Raw genomic sequence first — 17087 nt, forward strand, 5'->3', positions numbered from 1 at the left:
GCAACGCGCTCGCTGGCATGGGGTTGGCCCGATTTTCGGGCCCTGCCACCGCCCGGCATTCAAGCGTTAGCGAGCCAGTAAAAGCCCAATGAACAAAGAACTGCCCACCACTTTCGACCCCGCGCAGATCGAAGCGCGCTGGTATTCCCATTGGGAAGACAAGGGTCTGTTCCGGCCGGAGCGCCCCGACGCCGAGCCGTTCACGATCGTGAACCCTCCGCCCAATGTAACCGGCAGCCTCCACATCGGCCATGCGCTCGACAACACGCTGCAGGACATCGTGATCCGTTACGAGCGGCTGAAGGGCAAGGATGCGCTGTGGGTCGTGGGCACCGACCATGCGGGCATCGCGACGCAGATGGTGGTCGAGCGCCAGCTGGAAGAACGCCAGGACAAGCGCACGAATTATTCGCGCGAGGAGTTCATCGACAAGGTCTGGACCTGGAAGGCCGAAAGCGGCGGGCAGATCACCCGCCAGCTGCGCCGCCTCGGCTGTTCGATGGACTGGAGCCGCGAACAGTTCACGATGGACGAGCATTTCACCAAGGCGGTGCTCAAGGTCTTCGTCGATCTCTACAATGACGGGCTGATCTACCGCGACAAGCGGCTGGTGAACTGGGACCCCAAGCTCAAGACCGCGATTTCCGATCTCGAGGTCGAGCAGCAGACCATTCCAGGCCACTTCTGGCACTTCAAATATCCGCTCGCAGACGGCGTTACTCTCGACGACGGCCGCGACTATATCGAAGTCGCCACCACCCGTCCCGAGACCATGCTGGCCGACATGGCGGTGGCGGTGCATCCCGATGACGATCGCTACAAAAGCGTCGTCGGCAAGCATGTCGTCCTGCCGATCACCGGTCGCCGCATCCCGATCGTCGCCGACGAACACGCCGATCCCGAACTGGGCAGCGGCGCGGTGAAGATCACGCCGGGGCATGACTTCAACGACTTCGAAGTGGGCAAGCGCGCAGGAATTGCCCCTGCCGACATGCTCAACATGCTCGATGGCGAGGCTAACGTCTGCCAGACCGCCGACGGCCTGGTGCCGGATGAATACCTCGGCCTGCACCGTTTCCAGAGCGACGGTGTAGATGGCGCGCGCGAACTGGTCGTCCAGCGGCTCAAGGAACAGGGCTACCTTATCCCGCACGTGGCCAAGACCAAGAAGGGCGAGGAAGTCGAGCACGACGCCGAGCCGCGCCAGATCGCAACGCCCTTCGGCGACCGCGGCGGCGTGGTGATCGAACCGTGGCTGACCGACCAGTGGTATGTGAATGCCGAGGAACTGGCGAAACAGCCGATCGCGGCGGTCAAGTCCGGCGAAATCGAGATCGTCCCCAAGACATGGGAAAAGACCTTCTTCAACTGGATGGAGAACATCCAGCCGTGGTGTGTCAGTCGCCAGCTGTGGTGGGGCCACCGTATCCCGGCGTGGTATGCCGAAGACGGCAGCGTCTATGTCGCCATGACCGAGGAAGAAGCGCAGGCGCAGGCTGGCGACGGCGTTGCCCTCACCCGCGACAATGACGTGCTCGACACGTGGTTCTCCTCCGCGCTCTGGCCCTTCGCCACGCTCGGCTGGCCCGAGGACACCGCGCTGCTCGAAAAGCATTACCCCAACGATCTGCTGATCTCGGGTTTCGACATCCTTTTCTTCTGGGATGCCCGCATGATGATGGCGGGGTATTACAACACCGATAAGGCGCCGTGGCCGCGCCTCTATCTCCACGGCCTCGTCCGTGCGGCAGACGGCGCGAAAATGTCCAAGTCCAAGGGCAACGTCGTCGATCCGCTCGGCCTGATCGACCAGTATGGCGCCGACGCGCTGCGCTTCTTCATGGCGGCGATGGAAAGCCAGGGCCGCGACATCAAGATGGATGAAAAGCGGGTCGAAGGTTACCGCAACTTCGCCACCAAGCTCTGGAACGCGACCCGCTTCTGCCAGTCGAACGGCATCGGTGCCTCTGACACGATCAAGGCGCCCGAAGCGAGGCTCGCCGCGAACCAGTGGATCATCGGCGAGGTCCAGCAGACGGTCGAGGCGCTCGATACGGCCATGGCCGACCTGCGTTTCGATGCCGCCGCCAACACGATCTACCAGTTCACCTGGTCGCGCTTCTGCGACTGGTATCTCGAACTTATCAAGCCGGTTTTCGCCGGTGACGCGGACAGTCCGGCAGCGGTCGAAACCCGCGCAGTTGCCGGATGGGCGCTGGACCAGATCCTCGTCATGCTGCACCCCTTCATGCCCTTCATCACCGAAGAGCTGTGGCATGCCCAAGCGACAAACAATGGGGGTGACAGGCCTTACGAGCTGATCCTCGCCAAATGGCCCGATCCGCGCGCCGAGGTATCAAAGGAAGCGACCGACGCGATAGACTGGGTGATCGACCTCACCACCAATGTCCGCAGCGCCAAGAACGAGCTCGGCATCGCGCCGGGTGCGAAGCTGGCGGCATTCATCGCCAATCCCTCGGACGTCGCATCGCGCACGATCGAGCGCAGCAGCGCGGCGATCGAGCGCCTCGCCCGCCTGACGCCGGTCACCGTGGGCGAAGCGCCTGCCGGCCCCGCGATGCAGGTGACCGCTGGTTCGGATGTCTTCGTCGTACCGCTCGAAGGCGTGATCGACATCGATGCCGAGCGTGCCCGCCTCCAGAAGGCGCTCGAAGCATCGCAGAAGGAAGCCAAGTCACTCGAAGGCAGGCTCTCGAACGCCAACTTCGTCGAGCGGGCAAAGCCCGAAGCTGTCGAGAAGGCACGCGAAGACCACGCCCACCATTCGGGCGAGGTCGAGCGGCTGACTGCGGCACTGGCGCGGCTGGGGTAGAGCGATGAAGCTCGATCATATGGTCGTGCTGGTTCGCTCGCTCGAGATGAGCCTGCCTTGGTACGCAGCGCTGCTCGGCCTGATCGGCTTTCAGAAAACGCGCGACCATGTTTGGGTGAGTGAAAATGGCCTCGCGATCGATCTCAAGCAAGCCAAGGCGGAGACGTCCGATTACGAACGCTACGCGCCCGGCCTCAACCATCTTGGTTTCACCGCGCCCGATGAAGCCGCGCTCGACGCGGTGCGTGCCGGCATGGCCGAAGCCGGTTTCGAAGTTCCCGACAAGCAGCGTTTCGGGGGCGAAACCGCGACATTCTTCCGCGATCCGGACGGCATGCGCATCGAGGTCACGGTTTACAAATAGAACCGGGTCCGGATTTGCCGAGGTTGTCCCAGTTTCCTACGCCGCGCAAAAGTGGCAGACAGGCTGGATGAGCCAGTCTTTCGTCCCCGCCTTGCGTTGGATAAGTGTCAAGCCAGCCCAACAGGCATTTCCTTCGTCTTTTCAAAAGGATGACAGGATTTTCTCGCTTGACGGGGTGTCAAGAGTGTCAAGTTTGTTGGAATTGTCATGCCGCTAGTTCTCGCCACCGACGACGCCGGCGGGCCTGAAATCTTCGCTTCGTTGCAAGGCGAAGGACCGAGCGCAGGCACACCGGTCGCCTTTGTGCGGCTCTCGCGCTGCAACCTCGCCTGCGTATGGTGCGACACCGCCTACACCTGGCATTTCGAGGGCGACGATCGCCCTCACCGCGACGAAACAACGTTCGATCGCAAAGCCAATCAGGTCACGCTGGATGTCGCGGACGTGGCCGAACGCATCGCCGCGCTGGGGCAGAAACGCCTCGTCATCACCGGCGGGGAGCCGCTGTTGCAGGGCCCGGCGCTCGCCGAGCTGGTCGATGCGCTTCCCGACATGGCGATCGAGATCGAAACCAACGGGACGACGACCGCACCGGTGCGGCTCGATATCCGGGTCGATCAGTACAACGTCAGTCCCAAACTGGCGCACTCCGGCAATCCGGCGGAACTGGCGCTTATCGACGAACGGCTCGACGCCTATGCGACCGACCCGCGCGCTTTCTTCAAGTTCGTGGTGGCCTCACCCGAAGACGTCGAAGAGGTGCTCGCGCTACATAGCCGCTATCGCTTCAGGCCAGGTCACGTGTTCCTGATGCCCGAAGGCACAGACAGCGCGACCCTGCGCAGCCGCGAAGAATGGCTCAGCGAAATATGCGTGAAGAAAGGTTTCCGCATGAGCGACCGGCTGCATATCCACCTCTATGGGGATACGCGTGGTACTTAACCCTGACTCCGCCAGCGCTGGACGACGCGTTCGACCGTCTCTTCCTCGCCGCCACCCTGGTTCCACAGCTCGACGAAGCTCGGGTCTTCCGACGCCGGACGCTTGTTTTCCTCGAGATTGTCGAAGGCGACGCGGATCGGAATGGCAACACCCTCGCCGCAGATGATGCACTCGCGGTTGCGGAGTGCGGGGATGGAGTCGAGGAAACCGCGCGCACCTTCCGGCATGGCGGCCTTCACGAAGGCCTGGTCGCGGTCGTTGTTGAGGCGCATCGAGATGATCGTGCCGCACTGCGACAGCACGCCTTCTGCCAGGTCGGACGGACGCTGCGTAATGAGGCCGAGCGAGATACCGTATTTACGGCCTTCCTTGGCGATACGGCTGAGGATGCGGCCGACCGACGAGCCGTCCTCGTTGGCGGAATTGGGCACGTAACGGTGCGCCTCTTCACAGACGAGCAGGATCGGCCGGGTCTTTTCCTCGCGGCCCCAGATTGCGAAGTCGAAGACGAGGCGGCTGAGCACTGCGACCACGGTCGAGGTGATGTCCGACGGAACGCCCGAAACGTCGATGATCGAGATCGGCTTGCCTTGCCCCGGCATGCGGAACACGCGGCTGATGAACTCGGTCATGGTGTCGCCCACCAGCATGCCGGAGAACATGAACTGGTAGCGCGGGTCACCCTTCACTTCCTCGAGCTTGTTCTTGATCCGCATGTAGGGCGCGGACGAAGTCGCCTTGTCGAGCTTGCCCATTTCGTCCTGGATGTTGTTCGACAGCTCGGAGAGCAGATAGGGAATCGGCGAGTCCACCGTTATCTTGCCCATCCCTTCGGCAAGGCGGTTCTTCTGGCGCGATTTCAGGAGGCACTTGGCAAGGATGTCGGCATCGACCTGGCGTTCGTTGCCGTCGCTGGTGAGTAGCACTTCGCAGTGTTCTTCGAAGTTCATCAGCCAGTAGGGCATCTGCAGGTTCGACACGTCGAGGATCATGCCGGTCTGGCGAAAGGCAGCCGAATATTCGCCGTGCGGGTCGACCATGACGATGTGACCGTCGGGCGCGGCCTGGCAGATGCGGTGGAGGATCAGCGCAGCACTGGTCGACTTACCGGTACCGGTCGAGCCGAGGAGGGCAAAGTGCTTGCCGAGCATGGCATCGACATAGAGGCCTGCGCGAATATCCTTGGTCGGATAAACCGTGCCGATTTCGACATTGGCGCGGCCATCGCTGGCATAGACCTGTTTGAGGTCCGCGGTGGTCGCAGGATAGATCATTGCGCCCGGAATCGGATAGCGCGTCACACCGCGGCGGAAACCGTGGAGCTTGCCGGTGAGCTTTTCCTCGACCCCTTCACCGAGGAAGTCGATATTGGCGAGAATACCGCCATTGGGACGGCGGTCCTTGCGCTGGTTGCGCACACTGGCGAGCAGCCAGCTGTTGCCGACGCGGATCTTGATCTGGCTGCCGACCTGACCGGCGAGCGCAATCGATGGGTCGGCGTCTTCCATGCATTCGTTGAGGCGCTGCAGGTCAAGCGCGACCTGTGAGCCGGAACCCGCGATTTCGAGCACGACGCCGATCGGATGGGTGGCATTGTCGGAAGGTGCCTCGCCCTGCGGTTTCGCGGCTGGCGCCGGAGCCGGTTGCGGCCGTGCCTGCGGTGCGTGCTGAGCCGAGGGCTGCGCTGCTGCCGGTGCCTGTGCTGCCTGTGCGGGAGCAGGATTGCCCTGCGGCGTAGCAGGTTTGAACTGGTCGAAATTCTGGTTGCCCATATCGGTCATCGTTGGCCTCAAGCCCCTTCCAAGAGAAGGCCGGGGCATAGGGGCAGGACGGTTAAAATCGCGTCAACGAAGGGGGCAATTCGATCGCGATTTGCGCCAATTCAGCCAGGTCAAAGCCGTGCGAACAGCCGCCCGGCTAGAATGCCCATGCCCACTGAGAGGCAGACCGCGATGATGCCATAGATCAACGACCAACGCTGCGAGGCGACTTCGACAAACCGCTCGAAACCCACCTTGCGCACTTCAACTTCTGCAATCGCCGAAGCGATGACGCGGCCGTTTGCGATGGCGAAGGTCTCTGCGGTGTAGCTCCCGGTGACGACGTTCGATGGAAGTGAAATACGCGCCTGGTAGAGCACTTGTTCACTGATCCGCACACCGTTCATATCAACCTTGTAAAGACCGAGCCGTTGGCGCTGGTCGACGAGACCAGCGGCAAAGCGTCTCTGCTTCTCGGGTTCGATCTCACCAGAAGGAGAAAGCTGGATGAACTCGGTTCCCAGCTCATAGATCGCTGCGGTACGTTCATCGACGATCTCCTCGACCGGTCGGGACGAGGCCACCGCGAAGAAGGAAGGGGCCGATCGAAAGTCGGAGCTTTCGGCATTCATCCAGACGCCGAGGATCCGCTCCTTCTCGCGCATGCGGATGGGTTCGGTCGGTCCCTTGAGCACGACGACAATATCGTATTCGCGCCCGCCCGCCCGCCCTGCAGGATCCAGGATCGCGCCATACAGAAGCAATTCGGTTCCGGTGAAGCCCTGGCGCACCCGCACTTCGTCCTGCGACACTTCGGGCACGAGGATGGCTTCGCGCTGCCCCGACAACATGACCAGGGCGAGCAGGAGTAAAAGCCACCTCATAGCGGCGCCACGGTGTAAATCTCGTCCGGTTGCACGCCGAGCCCGAACAGCATGCGCGCCGCCACCACGAGCACGATCGCAGCAAGGATCAGACGCAGGATCTCGGGCCGCGCCTTGAGCGCGATCTGCGTCCCGAACTGCGCGCCCATGACCGAGCCCAGCAGCAGCAGCCCCGCCAGAACGATATCGACGGCCTTGGTGGTGAGCGCGTGCGTCATGGTGGTCACCATCGTCACGAACAGGATCTGGAACAGCGAAGTTCCAACCACAACATTGCCGCTCATCCCCAGGATATAAAGCATGGCCGGCACCAGGATGAAGCCACCGCCCACGCCCATCAGCATCGTCAATATGCCGACCAGCACGCCGAGGATCAGCGGCGCGAGAGGAGAAATATAGAGCCCTGAACGATAGAATCGCCAGCGCATCGGTAGCGCTGCGACAAGCGGGTGATGCCGCCGTTTGGGTGCGCTTCGCTTCTTTATCATGTCGGGCTTGATCGCTTCGAGCGCCTCGCGCAGCATCAGCGAGCCGATGGTTCCGAGCATGACGACGTAGAGAATGTTGATCACGACATCGATCTGTCCGATCGACTGGAAAAAGCGGAAGAGCAAGGCCCCGATCATGGCGCCGAAAACGCCTCCGCCGACCATAACGGCGCCCATGCGATAATCGACCCCGCCACGCCTGCTGTGCGCAAACACGCCCGAAACGCTAGCGCCCGTGACCTGCGTTGCTGCCGAGGCGGCTGCCACGGTCGGAGGGATGCCGTAGAAGATGAGCAGCGGTGTCGTCAGGAAACCGCCGCCAACGCCGAACAACCCGCTGAGAATACCGGTCAACCCGCCCAGCGCGACTATCAGCAGCCCGTTCACTGACAGGTTTGCGATTGGCAAATAGACGGGCAGCCAGTCTTCCATGCACGAGGGCCTAGCCCAGCGCGTGACGGGATAAAAGCGCCTCTTCCCCGCCGACGCTTAAAAGCGTGTCGACAAGGTCACAGCGACACCGGAATCGGGCTGCGCGTCACCTGCAACCCGCTCGCGCCAATCGACCGAAAGCCGCGCAGGCGTCTCGCCGATGCTGAGATCGAGCCGCATGCTTGGCCCAAGATCGACCCGGCTGCTGCCCTTCTGAGCCCCCGCCCACGCGCCGCCGCCAAGGCTGACCTTGCCCTGATCGAAAACGCCCAGATCGAAACCGCCGAGGCCGCGCAGGACATGAAGCTGTCCGTCAGCGAAAGCGGTTTCGCCTTCGCCGCCGACATAGCCCCCTTGGCCATAGACTTCGGCGCGTAGTCCTGCCGGAAGGGCGATTGGATCGAGCTCGGTGGTAACGAAAGCCGCCGGGCGGACCTCGGTGTCGCTCGAGTAGTGCGTCGCCCGGAGTTCCGCATGCGCACGCAGCGGGAGCCTTGCCAGTGGTCGGGCGGACAGGCCCGCGGCCACTTCGCTTTCACCGTTCGCCACCAGAGCCCTGTAGGCCCGCACGTAAGCCCGTGGATCGCGCGGGTTCGAAGGAGCCAGCCTATAGCGCAGGACGGCAGCAGCCTGGCTCGCGCCGTAAACGGGTGCGCGACCCACAGTAGAGGAGACATTCTCCGAACCCTCGCGCCCGAAGGCCCAGGCGTCGAGCGACCAGCGATCGCGTTTGCGTGACTGCTCGGCCACTCGCGACGGCAATCGGGTCGGCGTGACCGCTTCCCCGTTCAGGCGATGTGGTGGCGGCAAATGCGCCATCGCTGCGGCCCACAGCAATTGATGGCCGACAGCGACTGACGGTTCGACAGAGGGTCTCGCCGGTTCGAGCGGCATTTCGTTTGAAAGAGCAGCGGGTAGCTTTTGCCAATCCGCGTCGATGGAGACAGACGGCCTACCCAGCGGGCGATCCGTGAGCGCGGGCGCCTGGCGAGCTTCTACCTGCCTTTCAGAAAGTCGATCTTCCCGGATGGGGAAAGGCGATGGGTCCCGACCCTCAGCCAGCAAGGCCTCCGGCAAACTGGAGGCATGCTCGATTGGCACCAGCAATGGCTCCCACGTAGCGAGGCGCAGCAGAAGCCAGGCGCCGATAAAGACTGCGAAGGCTGCCAGCGGTCGACCGCGCTCGCTTCTCTGCTTGCCGCTCACGCAAAGAGTTCCTCGGCATCGAACTTGGTTGGGTGAGCCTGATGCGGGGTCTTGTCCCAGACGACCGCCCGACCCGCGAGGACGCGGACATAAGCCATCAGTGCGCGGCGAACAGCCATGATCGCGATCATGTTGGCGATCGGTATCCGCAGCACGGCCATAATGCCCTCCGCAATGCCGTACTCGCGAGCGGTGAAGCCGAAGCGGAACAGCGCGCGCCAGACAAATGCGAAGAAGTTGCCAGCAAGCAGCAACTTCATCAGCGGATCAAGCTCCATAGGCTTGCCAAACCCGATAATCGAAGCTGTCCAACCGAAAGTAGCGAGCGCTATCAGCACGTAACCACACAGCAGGACCAGCGCTGCAAAGGGTCCGCGGCGGTCGCGCAGACGCATCCAGAACTCGGCGGGATTGGACGCCCAGCCCAGCCGGTCCCAACCCTGGAAGGCAATGCCGTGCACCCAGCGTGTCTTCTGCCTGACCACATCTTCAAGACGCGAAGGAAAATAGGCGGATGTCGCCACCAGGCTTCCGTCGCGGTGACGCGCTCGAAGGAACCGGCAGCGTCCGCCTCTTGCAGCCACGGACAGTCCCAGTTCGTAATCCTCGGTCAGCGAATCCTGTGCGAAAGGCAAGCGGTCGGGAGCCTCTTGCGCCAAGCCGTCGAGTTGCTCGCGCCTCAGAGCAAATCCCACGCCCGCTGCCGGGATCGCGGCTCCGAGGGCATCGCGTACGACCAGCGCCTTGCCATGCGATTCCGCAAATTCCTCGCAATAATGGCCGCCGAGGAAGCGGCTTCCCGATTGTGGCAGGGGCAGCACTGGAAGCTGCACGAAATCAGCGTTTTCAAGAGCGTCGTCGAGGATCGCAAGCGCGGCGTGATCCACCATGTCTTCGGCGTCATGGAATACGACCATCCGCGCGGCCTCACCGGTCCGCGCCTCATCGTCGCGCAACGCCTGATAAAGGCGGTTGAGGCAATCGGCCTTGGTACTCGGCCCATCCCGGTCATGGATGACGAGCCTCAGGCGCGGATCGCCAGGCGCAGCTCGAAGCACAGCCTCGATCGTGGCGGGATCGTTGCGATAACATCCGACATAAATTCGCATGTCCGAATGACGCCAGACCCGGAAGGCATGCGCGATCGTATCGCCGAGCACGCCTGATTCGTTCCAGGCCGGGATGAACACCGCTGCCTGGCCGCGCAGCTTTTTCTCTGCAAACCTGCGCGTATCGAGGCGCAGAGCGCCGCCTCTGCCGGTGAAGCGAAGCCACATCCAATACAGGTCGAGCGCAAAGTCATCGAGCGCGCCGATCAAGAAAAAGACGCCCGCAAAGAGTAATAGCTCGCGCTGAAACAGCGCAAGCAGATGCCACACGTCGTTTTCCAGAAAAGCCAATGCGACCCGACCGCCTTGAGCTTTTGTCCCTACCGTCAACAATCGGCACTTGCAACAGAGGCAAACTTACGAAAAAGGAGGGCGCAATCATGATCAATCCGATTAAACGCACCCGCTCTATCTTTGCCCCGGTTCGTGCACTCTTCGTGGGTGACGCCTCGGCAGGGATCCTGCTCATTCTGGTCGCTGCGGCAGCGATGCTTGCCGCCAATTCGCCGCTTTCGGCCGAATATCGCGAATTGTTCTATGGCGACCTTCGCTGGACCCCCATCGCCAAGCTCGACGATCTGCATTTGTGGATCAACGACGGGCTCATGGCGATCTTCTTCTTCGTCGTGGGGCTGGAGGTCAAACGAGAGCTTATCGCTGGGCAACTCGCCGATCCGATGAAGCGCCGCCTCCCGATCGTGGCGGCCGCTGCCGGCATGGCCGTGCCGGCCCTCGTCTATATGCTGGTTTCGGGCGGCGGTGAGTATGCGAGCGGCTGGGCGATCCCGGCTGCGACCGACATTGCCTTTGCGATGGGCGTGCTCGGCTTGCTGGGCAACCGTGTCCCGGCCTCGCTTCGCCTGTTCCTGCTGACCGTTGCGATCGTCGACGATATCGGAGCGGTGCTGGTCATCGCCATCTTCTACACGCCGACGATCAAGATGGTCTGGCTCGTCGCATCGATCGTGGTGTTCGGGATCATGGTCGGCCTCAACCGCATGCGGGTAAGCACATTCACGCCATACATCCTGATGGCACTCGTGCTGTGGTACTGCGTGCTCAACACCGGGGTACACGCGACCATCGCCGGTGTGGTGGCCGCGCTCACCATTCCCATGCATCGTGCAGACGGCAATTCGATGCTCGAGCGGCTCGAACATGGCTTGGCGCCTTGGAGCGCCTATTTCGTCGTTCCCGTTTTCGGTTTCGCCAATGCAGGCGTTGCGCTGCAAGGCCTCGGCGTCGAGGCGCTGCTCGATCCGCTGCCCTACGCGATTGCCGCCGGCCTGGTGGTCGGCAAGCAAGTCGGGATTTTCTCGGCCGTGTGGATTGCGATCAAGACCGGCTTCGCCCAGCCGCCGGACAACGCGAGCTGGATGGAGATCTACGGCGTCGCTATCCTGTGCGGGATCGGCTTCACCATGTCGCTCTTCATCGGCGGTCTCGCCTTCCCGGGCAATGAGCTGCTGATCGACGAATCCAAGATCGGTATCCTGATGGGCTCGGCAATTTCTGCGGTGCTCGGCTATGTGGTCCTGCGTCTTACCACGACGCACCCGGAGGAAGACTGCGACGACCAGGGCGACCAGACGGCCAACGCCTGATCGCCATCTGATCGCTCGGCAGCTTTACCAGCTGCCGCTGTTTTCCATGCTCGCCCAGGGTTCCTGCGGCGGCAGGTTGCCTTCCTGCAGCAGTTCGACCGAAATGCCATCCGGCGATTTGACGAAAGCCATGTGCCCGTCACGCGGCGGACGGTGAATCGTGTGCCCCGCGTCCATCAGGCGCTGGCATGTCTCGTAGACGTTATCGACCCGGTAGGCGAGGTGACCGAAATTGCGGCCACCGTCATATTCCTCAGGAGCACTGCCATCTTCCGGCGGCCAGTTATAGGTCAACTCGACCTCGGCGATGCCTTCCTGTCCGGGCGCAGCCAGGAAAATGAGCGTGAACCGGCCGGCTTCGACGTCGAAGCGCCTCACCTCTTCCAATCCGATCAGATTGAAGAAAGCGACCGTCTCATCGGGATCGGTCACGCGGATCATGCTGTGAAGATATTTCACCATCGGGTTCGACCTCATTCAAAAACAGTTCATCGATGAAATTGCACAGTTCATCGTATCAGCGGTTGAATGAGGAGGATGCGATGAACGAGCAAGCAGTGCAAGCAACGGATGGGAGCGAAAGCCGTTTCCCGGCGGATCGAACGAGTATCAGGTGGTTCGGCACTGCGACGATTGGTTCGATCGGACTCATCCTCGGCGGGTATCTGCTGGGAGACGGGTTGCTCAGGGCAAAGGAAGCGGAGCGATCGGTTACCGTCCGCGGCCTTGCCGAGCGCGACGTCACGGCCGACCTCGCGACCTGGACGATCTCGTACTCCTCCACCTCCACCGATATGGGGGCGGCACAGGCCAAGGTCCGGCGGGACACCGAGGCAATTGAGGAGTTCTTCGCCGGCCTCGGCTTTCCCGAGGATGCGTTGCAACCAACCGGGGCGAATGTCTCGAGCTACACCAGTGACGGCGCGACGCGATACACCGTCAGGCAGCGGCTCTCGCTGCGGACGAATGATATCGAGCGCGCACGCCGGGCCGTCGCCCAGCAGTTCGATCTCGTCAATCGCGGCGTTTTCCTGGAAGAAGGGTCAGGCATGGCCTTCACCTTCACTAAGCTCAACGACATCAAGCCGGAGATGGTCGCCGAAGCGACCCGCGATGCGCGCGCTTCCGCCGAACAGTTCGCACAGGACAGCGGTGCCAAGGTCGGCGCGATCAAGGATGCGACGCAAGGCTATTTCTCGATCGAAGCACGCGATGGCGACAGCGGCGGATGGGGCGTGAGCGACAGTCCGTATAAGAAGGTCCGTGTGGTCACTACGGTGCATTTCTCGCTCGACTGATCGCTGCCGAGCCCGGCCCAGTTCACAAACGAAAAGGCGCGGCCCGAACGGACCGCGCCTCCTGCGTGACGAATTGTCGAACTGTTAGAAGCTGGCGCTCAGCGTGAACACCACCGCATCGTCGGTGAAGTCGTAAGCACCGGCGGGAATGTCACCTTCTGCACCGACATAGGCAACGCTCAGGCTAACCGGACCGTAAAGGGCAGCCTCTGCCCCGATCGACCAGTCGAACGCCTTGCCATCGTTGGTGAAAGTCAGGAACCCATCGGTGTAGCCGAGGTGGCCTGACAGAGTGATAGGCGTGCCGGGAAGGCCCGCACCGACATCGGTGTAGATGTAGAAGTTATCGGTTCCGCCGAGCGAATCCTGATCGGGTGCATAGGCAACACCGACGGTCGCCTCAGCCGGACCGAAAGCGAAACCGACAGAGCCATAGACTTCGAGATAGTCGAAATCGCCTGCGCCGGCGTCCGGATACATATAGGCGATACCGCCGATATCGAACGACACCGCGTCGGAAATCTGGCCCGAGAAACCGCCGTAGACATCGACTTCAGTCGAACCGTATCCGACTGTGTCCTCGTCGAGCGAGGAAGCCCAGGTGCCGATATAGAAACCGGAGTCGGTGGCGAAGTCGACGCCGCCCTGAATGGCGATTTCACCACCCGAAAGATCGACGCCGCGGAAGCGATATTCCGACGTAAGTGCAACATTGGCGGACACCGAGAAGCCCGGGCTGTCCTCCTGATAATTAGCCGTGTCAGCGGCTACAGGTTCGCTCGCGCGCTCTGCTTCGCTGTCGATAACGGTAACGACGTCGGATTTGGCTTCTTCAGAAAGAGATTCTTGGGTTTCCGCAAAGGCCGGAGTGGCGGAGAGGGCCAGACCTGCGGCAAAAGATGCGGCCGCAAGGCCGCGGATGGACGTGAGCATGACAACTTCCTTATTATGGCGTTTCTGCTTCGTCCCACCTGCGAATCCAGCGGTCGCCTCTCTTTTAGCGGGCGATCTCTACCGAATACGAAACAATCGTGCACGGAATCGCTGCAGCGCACAAGAGAAATTGCGCATTACTCCACGATGCGCAGGAGTTGTTGATTTTATGCATCACGCCACGAACGGCGAAGCCACAGGTTCGGTTGCCGTTCACCGGCATCTCGCATAAAGCGCGCCCAACACTTCAGACACGACCATCATGATATTCGATCCGCTCAGTAAACTGTTTGCTTCCGGCACCTCCAAGGCTCCACGCCCGGCGGTGCCCGATGGCGAGCGCTATTATGTTATCGGAGACATTCACGGCCGGCTCGATCTCCTTGTAGCGCTGGCCGGTGCGATCGAGCATCATGACGAGAACGCCGATCCGGCCGATTCCACCGTGGTATTCCTGGGAGACCTCGTCGATCGCGGCCCTGACAGCGCCGGTGTGATCGAGTTCGCTCGCGAGTGGCAATCACGGCGCAAGGTTCGCCTGCTGGCCGGCAATCATGAGGAAATGTTCCTCGAATCCTTCGAGGACAAGGAAGTGCTGCGTCATTTTCTCAAGCACGGCGGGCGCGAGACTATCCTGAGCTACGGCATCTCTCGTAAGGAGTTCAACGATCTCTCGGTGAAGCAGTTGTTCAAGCGGTTGCCCGAGATCGTCCCACAGGAGGATCGCGACTACCTCGCTTCGTTCGAAGAGATGATCATCGCCGGTGACTATGTCTTCGTTCACGCGGGTATCGATCCGGCCACTCCGCTCGCCGAGCAGCGTCGGCGCGATATGCTGTGGATTCGCGACCGCTTCCTGCGCGATGCCGGCCCCTTCGAAAAGGTGGTCGTGCACGGACACACGATTTTTGAAGAAGTTTCAGACACTGGGCATCGCATCGGGATCGACACCGGGGCCTTTCGAACAGGCGTGCTGACAGCACTCATGCTCGACGGTACCCGGCGCCAGCAGATCAAGGCAGTCGCCACTCCTGATGGGATCAAGCTTATCCAAGAGGAAGAATACGCATGAAAATCGCAATGGTCGGATCGGGCTACGTCGGCCTCGTTTCCGGCGCCTGCTTCGCCGATTTCGGTCACGATGTCGTGTGCATCGACAAGGATCCGGCAAAGATCGAAAAGCTGCGCGAAGGCGTCATGCCGATTTACGAGCCGGGCCTGGAAGGCCTGGTCGAAAGCAATGTGAACGCGGGCCGCCTGTCGTTCACGACCGATCTCGCCGAGGGAATCAAGGGCGCGAGCGCGATCTTCATTGCAGTTGGCACCCCCAGCCGCCGCGGTGACGGACATGCCGACCTTTCTTTCGTCCATGCAGTAGCGCGCGAAGTGGGTGAAAACCTCGCGAACGACGCTGTGGTCGTCACCAAGTCCACCGTGCCTGTCGGCACCGGCGACGAGGTCGAGCGCATTCTTCAGGACAGCGGCACGAGCCACAGGTTCTCGGTCGTCTCCAACCCCGAGTTCCTCCGCGAAGGTGCGGCAATTGGCGATTTCAAGCGCCCTGACCGGATCGTCATCGGATCAGAGGACGATTTCGGCCGCGAAGTCATGCGCGAAGTCTATCGCCCGCTGTTCCTCAATGAATCGCCGATCCTCTTTGTCAGCCGGCGTTCGAGCGAGCTGATCAAATATGCCGCCAACGCCTTCCTTGCGACCAAGATCACCTTCATCAACGAGATGGCCGATCTGTGCGAGAAGGTGGGCGCGGACGTTCAGGACGTCAGCCGCGGCATCGGCATGGATAACCGCATCGGCCCCAAGTTCCTCCACGCCGGCCCGGGCTACGGCGGTTCGTGCTTCCCCAAGGACACGCTCGCCCTGCTCAAGACGGCAGAGGATTACGAAAGCCCGGTGCGGATCGTCGAGGCGGTGGTCAACGTCAACGACAGCCGCAAGCGTGCGATGGGCCGCAAGGTCATCGAAGCGCTCGGCGGGCAGGATGCCGCTCGCGGCAAGAAGGTCGCTCTCCTGGGCCTGACGTTCAAGCCGAACACCGACGATATGCGCGACTCGCCCGCAATCGCGGTGGCGCAAACGCTTGCCGATGCCGGAGTGAAGATCGCGGCATATGATCCGGAAGGCATGGAGCAGGCGCGCCCGCTCTTGCCCGAGGTGGAAATGTGCGAAGATCCCTACACGGCGATCAAGGGCGCCGACGCCATAGCCATCGTCACCGAATGGAATGTGTTCCGCGCGCTCGACCTTCAGCGGATCAAGGAGCTCGCCAATGCGCCGGTCCTGGTTGACCTGCGGAATATCTACAAACCCGAGGATGTGCGGGCTGCGGGCTTCACCTACGCCAGCATCGGCCGCGGCTGAGCCCGCCTGTAAGCGTTTATCCGAACCAGTGGTGGCGGTTGGCGGGCTGCAAGGGTGCCGCCGCCGCCGCCGCGGTGAGCACGCCTGACACGATACAGGCGATTGCGATTGCCTGGCTTTCCTGCCCGCCACGGAAATAGATCGCGAGCAGCGCCCAGCAAAATACGAGGGCATACCACGGGTTGCCCTTGCTGCGCGCAACCGCAATCGAGGCGATGATCCCTCCGACAAGTACGATACCTGCGGTGATATACGGAAAGGCGAAGTCCCCTCCGATACCGTAATAGGCCAGCGTCGCGGAGATATTGACGATCGTCGCTGCGGTCAGCCACGCAGCGAGAGCGCTGAAGACCAGGGTGACGATCCAGCGCTCGGACGCGGTGAAGGGGATCTCGCGATAGACAAGCGTCCGCAGGATCGCGAGCAGGCAGATCAGCGAAAACGCAATGATAATGGCCGAGATAATCGTGAGATTAGCGAACTGGGTATAGATGGCCCAGAACCCTTGGGCAGACAGCGCTCCGACCGACCACCATCCGATCTGGTTCAGCAGGCTGTTGTGGCGTTGTCCGGGTAGTGCCTGCCAGATGGCATAGACTGCCGAACCCAAGAAAAGCGGACCCCATATCGAAAACGCCCAGCCCGAAGGCGTGATGAGCGTCCGCACGCTATCGGACCTGTCGCCGATCGGTTCGCCGAAACCCAATTGCGGAAGAAAAGTCGCACCGATCTGAACAATGACTGCGAGGACGATCGCGATGCGCTGAATCGCGGAGCGGCGGATATCTACATGGACCATGCGCCATCAATCCACGCGGCCCCGCCTCGTTCCATGCAGCGCTCGCTTTCCTCTGT

Annotated in this window: 15 protein-coding genes; 7 read left to right on the plus strand and 8 right to left on the minus strand. The window is 61.8% G+C overall.

Features of this window, described 5'->3' with window-relative positions; genetic code table 11:
- Window positions 1-88 precede the first annotated feature (88 nt).
- The 3 genes from CCE89_RS03390 to CCE89_RS03400 all read left to right on the plus strand — a co-directional run bounded on the left by CCE89_RS03390 (window position 89) and on the right by CCE89_RS03400 (window position 4139).
- Window positions 89-2833, plus strand: coding sequence for a valine--tRNA ligase (locus CCE89_RS03390; RefSeq protein ID WP_086436597.1), 2745 nt, complete (start codon window positions 89-91; stop codon window positions 2831-2833).
- A gap of 4 nt (window positions 2834-2837) precedes the next feature.
- Complete coding sequence (locus tag CCE89_RS03395; protein ID WP_086436598.1) at window positions 2838-3197, plus strand: VOC family protein; 360 nt, start codon at window positions 2838-2840, stop codon at window positions 3195-3197.
- A 207-nt stretch (window positions 3198-3404) separates the two neighbouring features.
- Window positions 3405-4139 (plus strand): 7-carboxy-7-deazaguanine synthase QueE, encoded by a 735-nt coding sequence (locus tag CCE89_RS03400; protein WP_086436599.1) that lies wholly within the window; start codon window positions 3405-3407, stop codon window positions 4137-4139.
- Here the strand turns inward: CCE89_RS03400 and CCE89_RS03405 are convergent.
- The 5 genes from CCE89_RS03405 to CCE89_RS03425 all read right to left on the minus strand — a co-directional run bounded on the left by CCE89_RS03405 (window position 4136) and on the right by CCE89_RS03425 (window position 10309).
- A complete protein-coding gene (locus tag CCE89_RS03405) occupies window positions 4136-5920 on the minus strand; it encodes an ATP-binding protein (protein WP_234989917.1) in 1785 nt (594 codons plus the stop codon). The two genes, CCE89_RS03400 and CCE89_RS03405, sit on opposite strands and share 4 nt — an antisense overlap.
- A gap of 110 nt (window positions 5921-6030) precedes the next feature.
- Entirely contained in the window at window positions 6031-6783 is a 753-nt protein-coding gene (locus tag CCE89_RS03410) for a TIGR02186 family protein (RefSeq protein ID WP_086436600.1), read from the minus strand.
- On the minus strand, window positions 6780-7691 hold the full coding sequence (locus CCE89_RS03415) for a sulfite exporter TauE/SafE family protein (protein ID WP_086436982.1): 912 nt from the start codon (window positions 7689-7691) through the stop codon (window positions 6780-6782). The genes CCE89_RS03410 and CCE89_RS03415 overlap by 4 nt, the downstream gene beginning before the upstream one ends.
- 69 nt (window positions 7692-7760) lie before the next feature.
- Entirely contained in the window at window positions 7761-8597 is an 837-nt protein-coding gene (locus tag CCE89_RS03420; protein WP_143255948.1) for a hypothetical protein, read from the minus strand.
- A gap of 308 nt (window positions 8598-8905) precedes the next feature.
- Window positions 8906-10309: a glycosyl transferase family protein gene (locus CCE89_RS03425; protein WP_200810277.1), complete on the minus strand. Its 1404-nt coding sequence runs from the start codon at window positions 10307-10309 to the stop codon at window positions 8906-8908.
- 89 nt (window positions 10310-10398) lie between these two features.
- On the opposite strand from CCE89_RS03425, the gene nhaA reads away from it, so the two are divergent.
- Window positions 10399-11622 carry a Na+/H+ antiporter NhaA gene (gene nhaA, locus CCE89_RS03430; protein ID WP_086436602.1) on the plus strand — a complete coding sequence of 408 codons (1224 nt, stop codon included), beginning with the start codon at window positions 10399-10401 and terminating at the stop codon, window positions 11620-11622.
- A 24-nt stretch (window positions 11623-11646) separates the two neighbouring features.
- Here the strand turns inward: nhaA and CCE89_RS03435 are convergent, their stop codons facing one another.
- A complete protein-coding gene (locus CCE89_RS03435; RefSeq protein WP_086436603.1) occupies window positions 11647-12084 on the minus strand; it encodes a VOC family protein in 438 nt (145 codons plus the stop codon).
- Window positions 12085-12164: 80 nt separating this feature from the next.
- On the opposite strand from CCE89_RS03435, the gene CCE89_RS03440 reads away from it, so the two are divergent.
- The gene (locus tag CCE89_RS03440; RefSeq protein ID WP_086436984.1) at window positions 12165-12920 is read left to right on the plus strand and encodes an SIMPL domain-containing protein; all 756 of its coding nucleotides are present in this window, start codon (window positions 12165-12167) and stop codon (window positions 12918-12920) included.
- An 84-nt stretch (window positions 12921-13004) separates the two neighbouring features.
- Here CCE89_RS03440 and CCE89_RS03445 read toward each other — a convergent pair whose 3' ends face one another.
- The gene (locus tag CCE89_RS03445) at window positions 13005-13853 is read right to left on the minus strand and encodes a TorF family putative porin (protein ID WP_086436604.1); all 849 of its coding nucleotides are present in this window, start codon (window positions 13851-13853) and stop codon (window positions 13005-13007) included.
- Between the two features lie 265 nt (window positions 13854-14118).
- Here CCE89_RS03445 and CCE89_RS03450 point away from each other — a divergent pair, with 265 nt between their 5' ends.
- The gene (locus tag CCE89_RS03450) at window positions 14119-14925 is read left to right on the plus strand and encodes a metallophosphoesterase family protein (protein ID WP_407640390.1); all 807 of its coding nucleotides are present in this window, start codon (window positions 14119-14121) and stop codon (window positions 14923-14925) included.
- Entirely contained in the window at window positions 14922-16232 is a 1311-nt protein-coding gene (locus CCE89_RS03455) for a UDP-glucose dehydrogenase family protein (RefSeq protein ID WP_086436606.1), read from the plus strand. Before CCE89_RS03450 ends, CCE89_RS03455 begins: the two co-directional genes overlap by 4 nt.
- A gap of 16 nt (window positions 16233-16248) precedes the next feature.
- Here the strand turns inward: CCE89_RS03455 and CCE89_RS03460 are convergent, their stop codons facing one another.
- Window positions 16249-17031, minus strand: coding sequence for a hypothetical protein (locus CCE89_RS03460; RefSeq protein ID WP_086436607.1), 783 nt, complete (start codon window positions 17029-17031; stop codon window positions 16249-16251).
- Window positions 17032-17087: the final 56 nt, after the last annotated feature.

This window comes from Altererythrobacter xiamenensis (assembly GCF_900177715.1).
Taxonomy (GTDB): Bacteria; Pseudomonadota; Alphaproteobacteria; order Sphingomonadales; family Sphingomonadaceae; genus Erythrobacter; species Erythrobacter xiamenensis.

Coding starts and splice junctions, on each gene's coding strand:
- CCE89_RS03445 (WP_086436604.1), bottom strand. CDS start 13,853: ATGCTCACGTCCATCCGCGGCCTTGCGGCCGCATCTTTTGCCGCAGGT.
- CCE89_RS03390 (WP_086436597.1), top strand. CDS start 89: ATGAACAAAGAACTGCCCACCACTTTCGACCCCGCGCAGATCGAAGCG.
- CCE89_RS03435 (WP_086436603.1), bottom strand. CDS start 12,084: ATGGTGAAATATCTTCACAGCATGATCCGCGTGACCGATCCCGATGAG.
- CCE89_RS03440 (WP_086436984.1), top strand. CDS start 12,165: ATGAACGAGCAAGCAGTGCAAGCAACGGATGGGAGCGAAAGCCGTTTC.
- CCE89_RS03410 (WP_086436600.1), bottom strand. CDS start 6,783: ATGAGGTGGCTTTTACTCCTGCTCGCCCTGGTCATGTTGTCGGGGCAG.
- nhaA (WP_086436602.1), top strand. CDS start 10,399: ATGATCAATCCGATTAAACGCACCCGCTCTATCTTTGCCCCGGTTCGT.
- CCE89_RS03420 (WP_143255948.1), bottom strand. CDS start 8,597: ATGCCGCTCGAACCGGCGAGACCCTCTGTCGAACCGTCAGTCGCTGTC.
- CCE89_RS03460 (WP_086436607.1), bottom strand. CDS start 17,031: ATGGTCCATGTAGATATCCGCCGCTCCGCGATTCAGCGCATCGCGATC.
- CCE89_RS03400 (WP_086436599.1), top strand. CDS start 3,405: ATGCCGCTAGTTCTCGCCACCGACGACGCCGGCGGGCCTGAAATCTTC.
- CCE89_RS03455 (WP_086436606.1), top strand. CDS start 14,922: ATGAAAATCGCAATGGTCGGATCGGGCTACGTCGGCCTCGTTTCCGGC.
- CCE89_RS03405 (WP_234989917.1), bottom strand. CDS start 5,920: ATGACCGATATGGGCAACCAGAATTTCGACCAGTTCAAACCTGCTACG.
- CCE89_RS03395 (WP_086436598.1), top strand. CDS start 2,838: ATGAAGCTCGATCATATGGTCGTGCTGGTTCGCTCGCTCGAGATGAGC.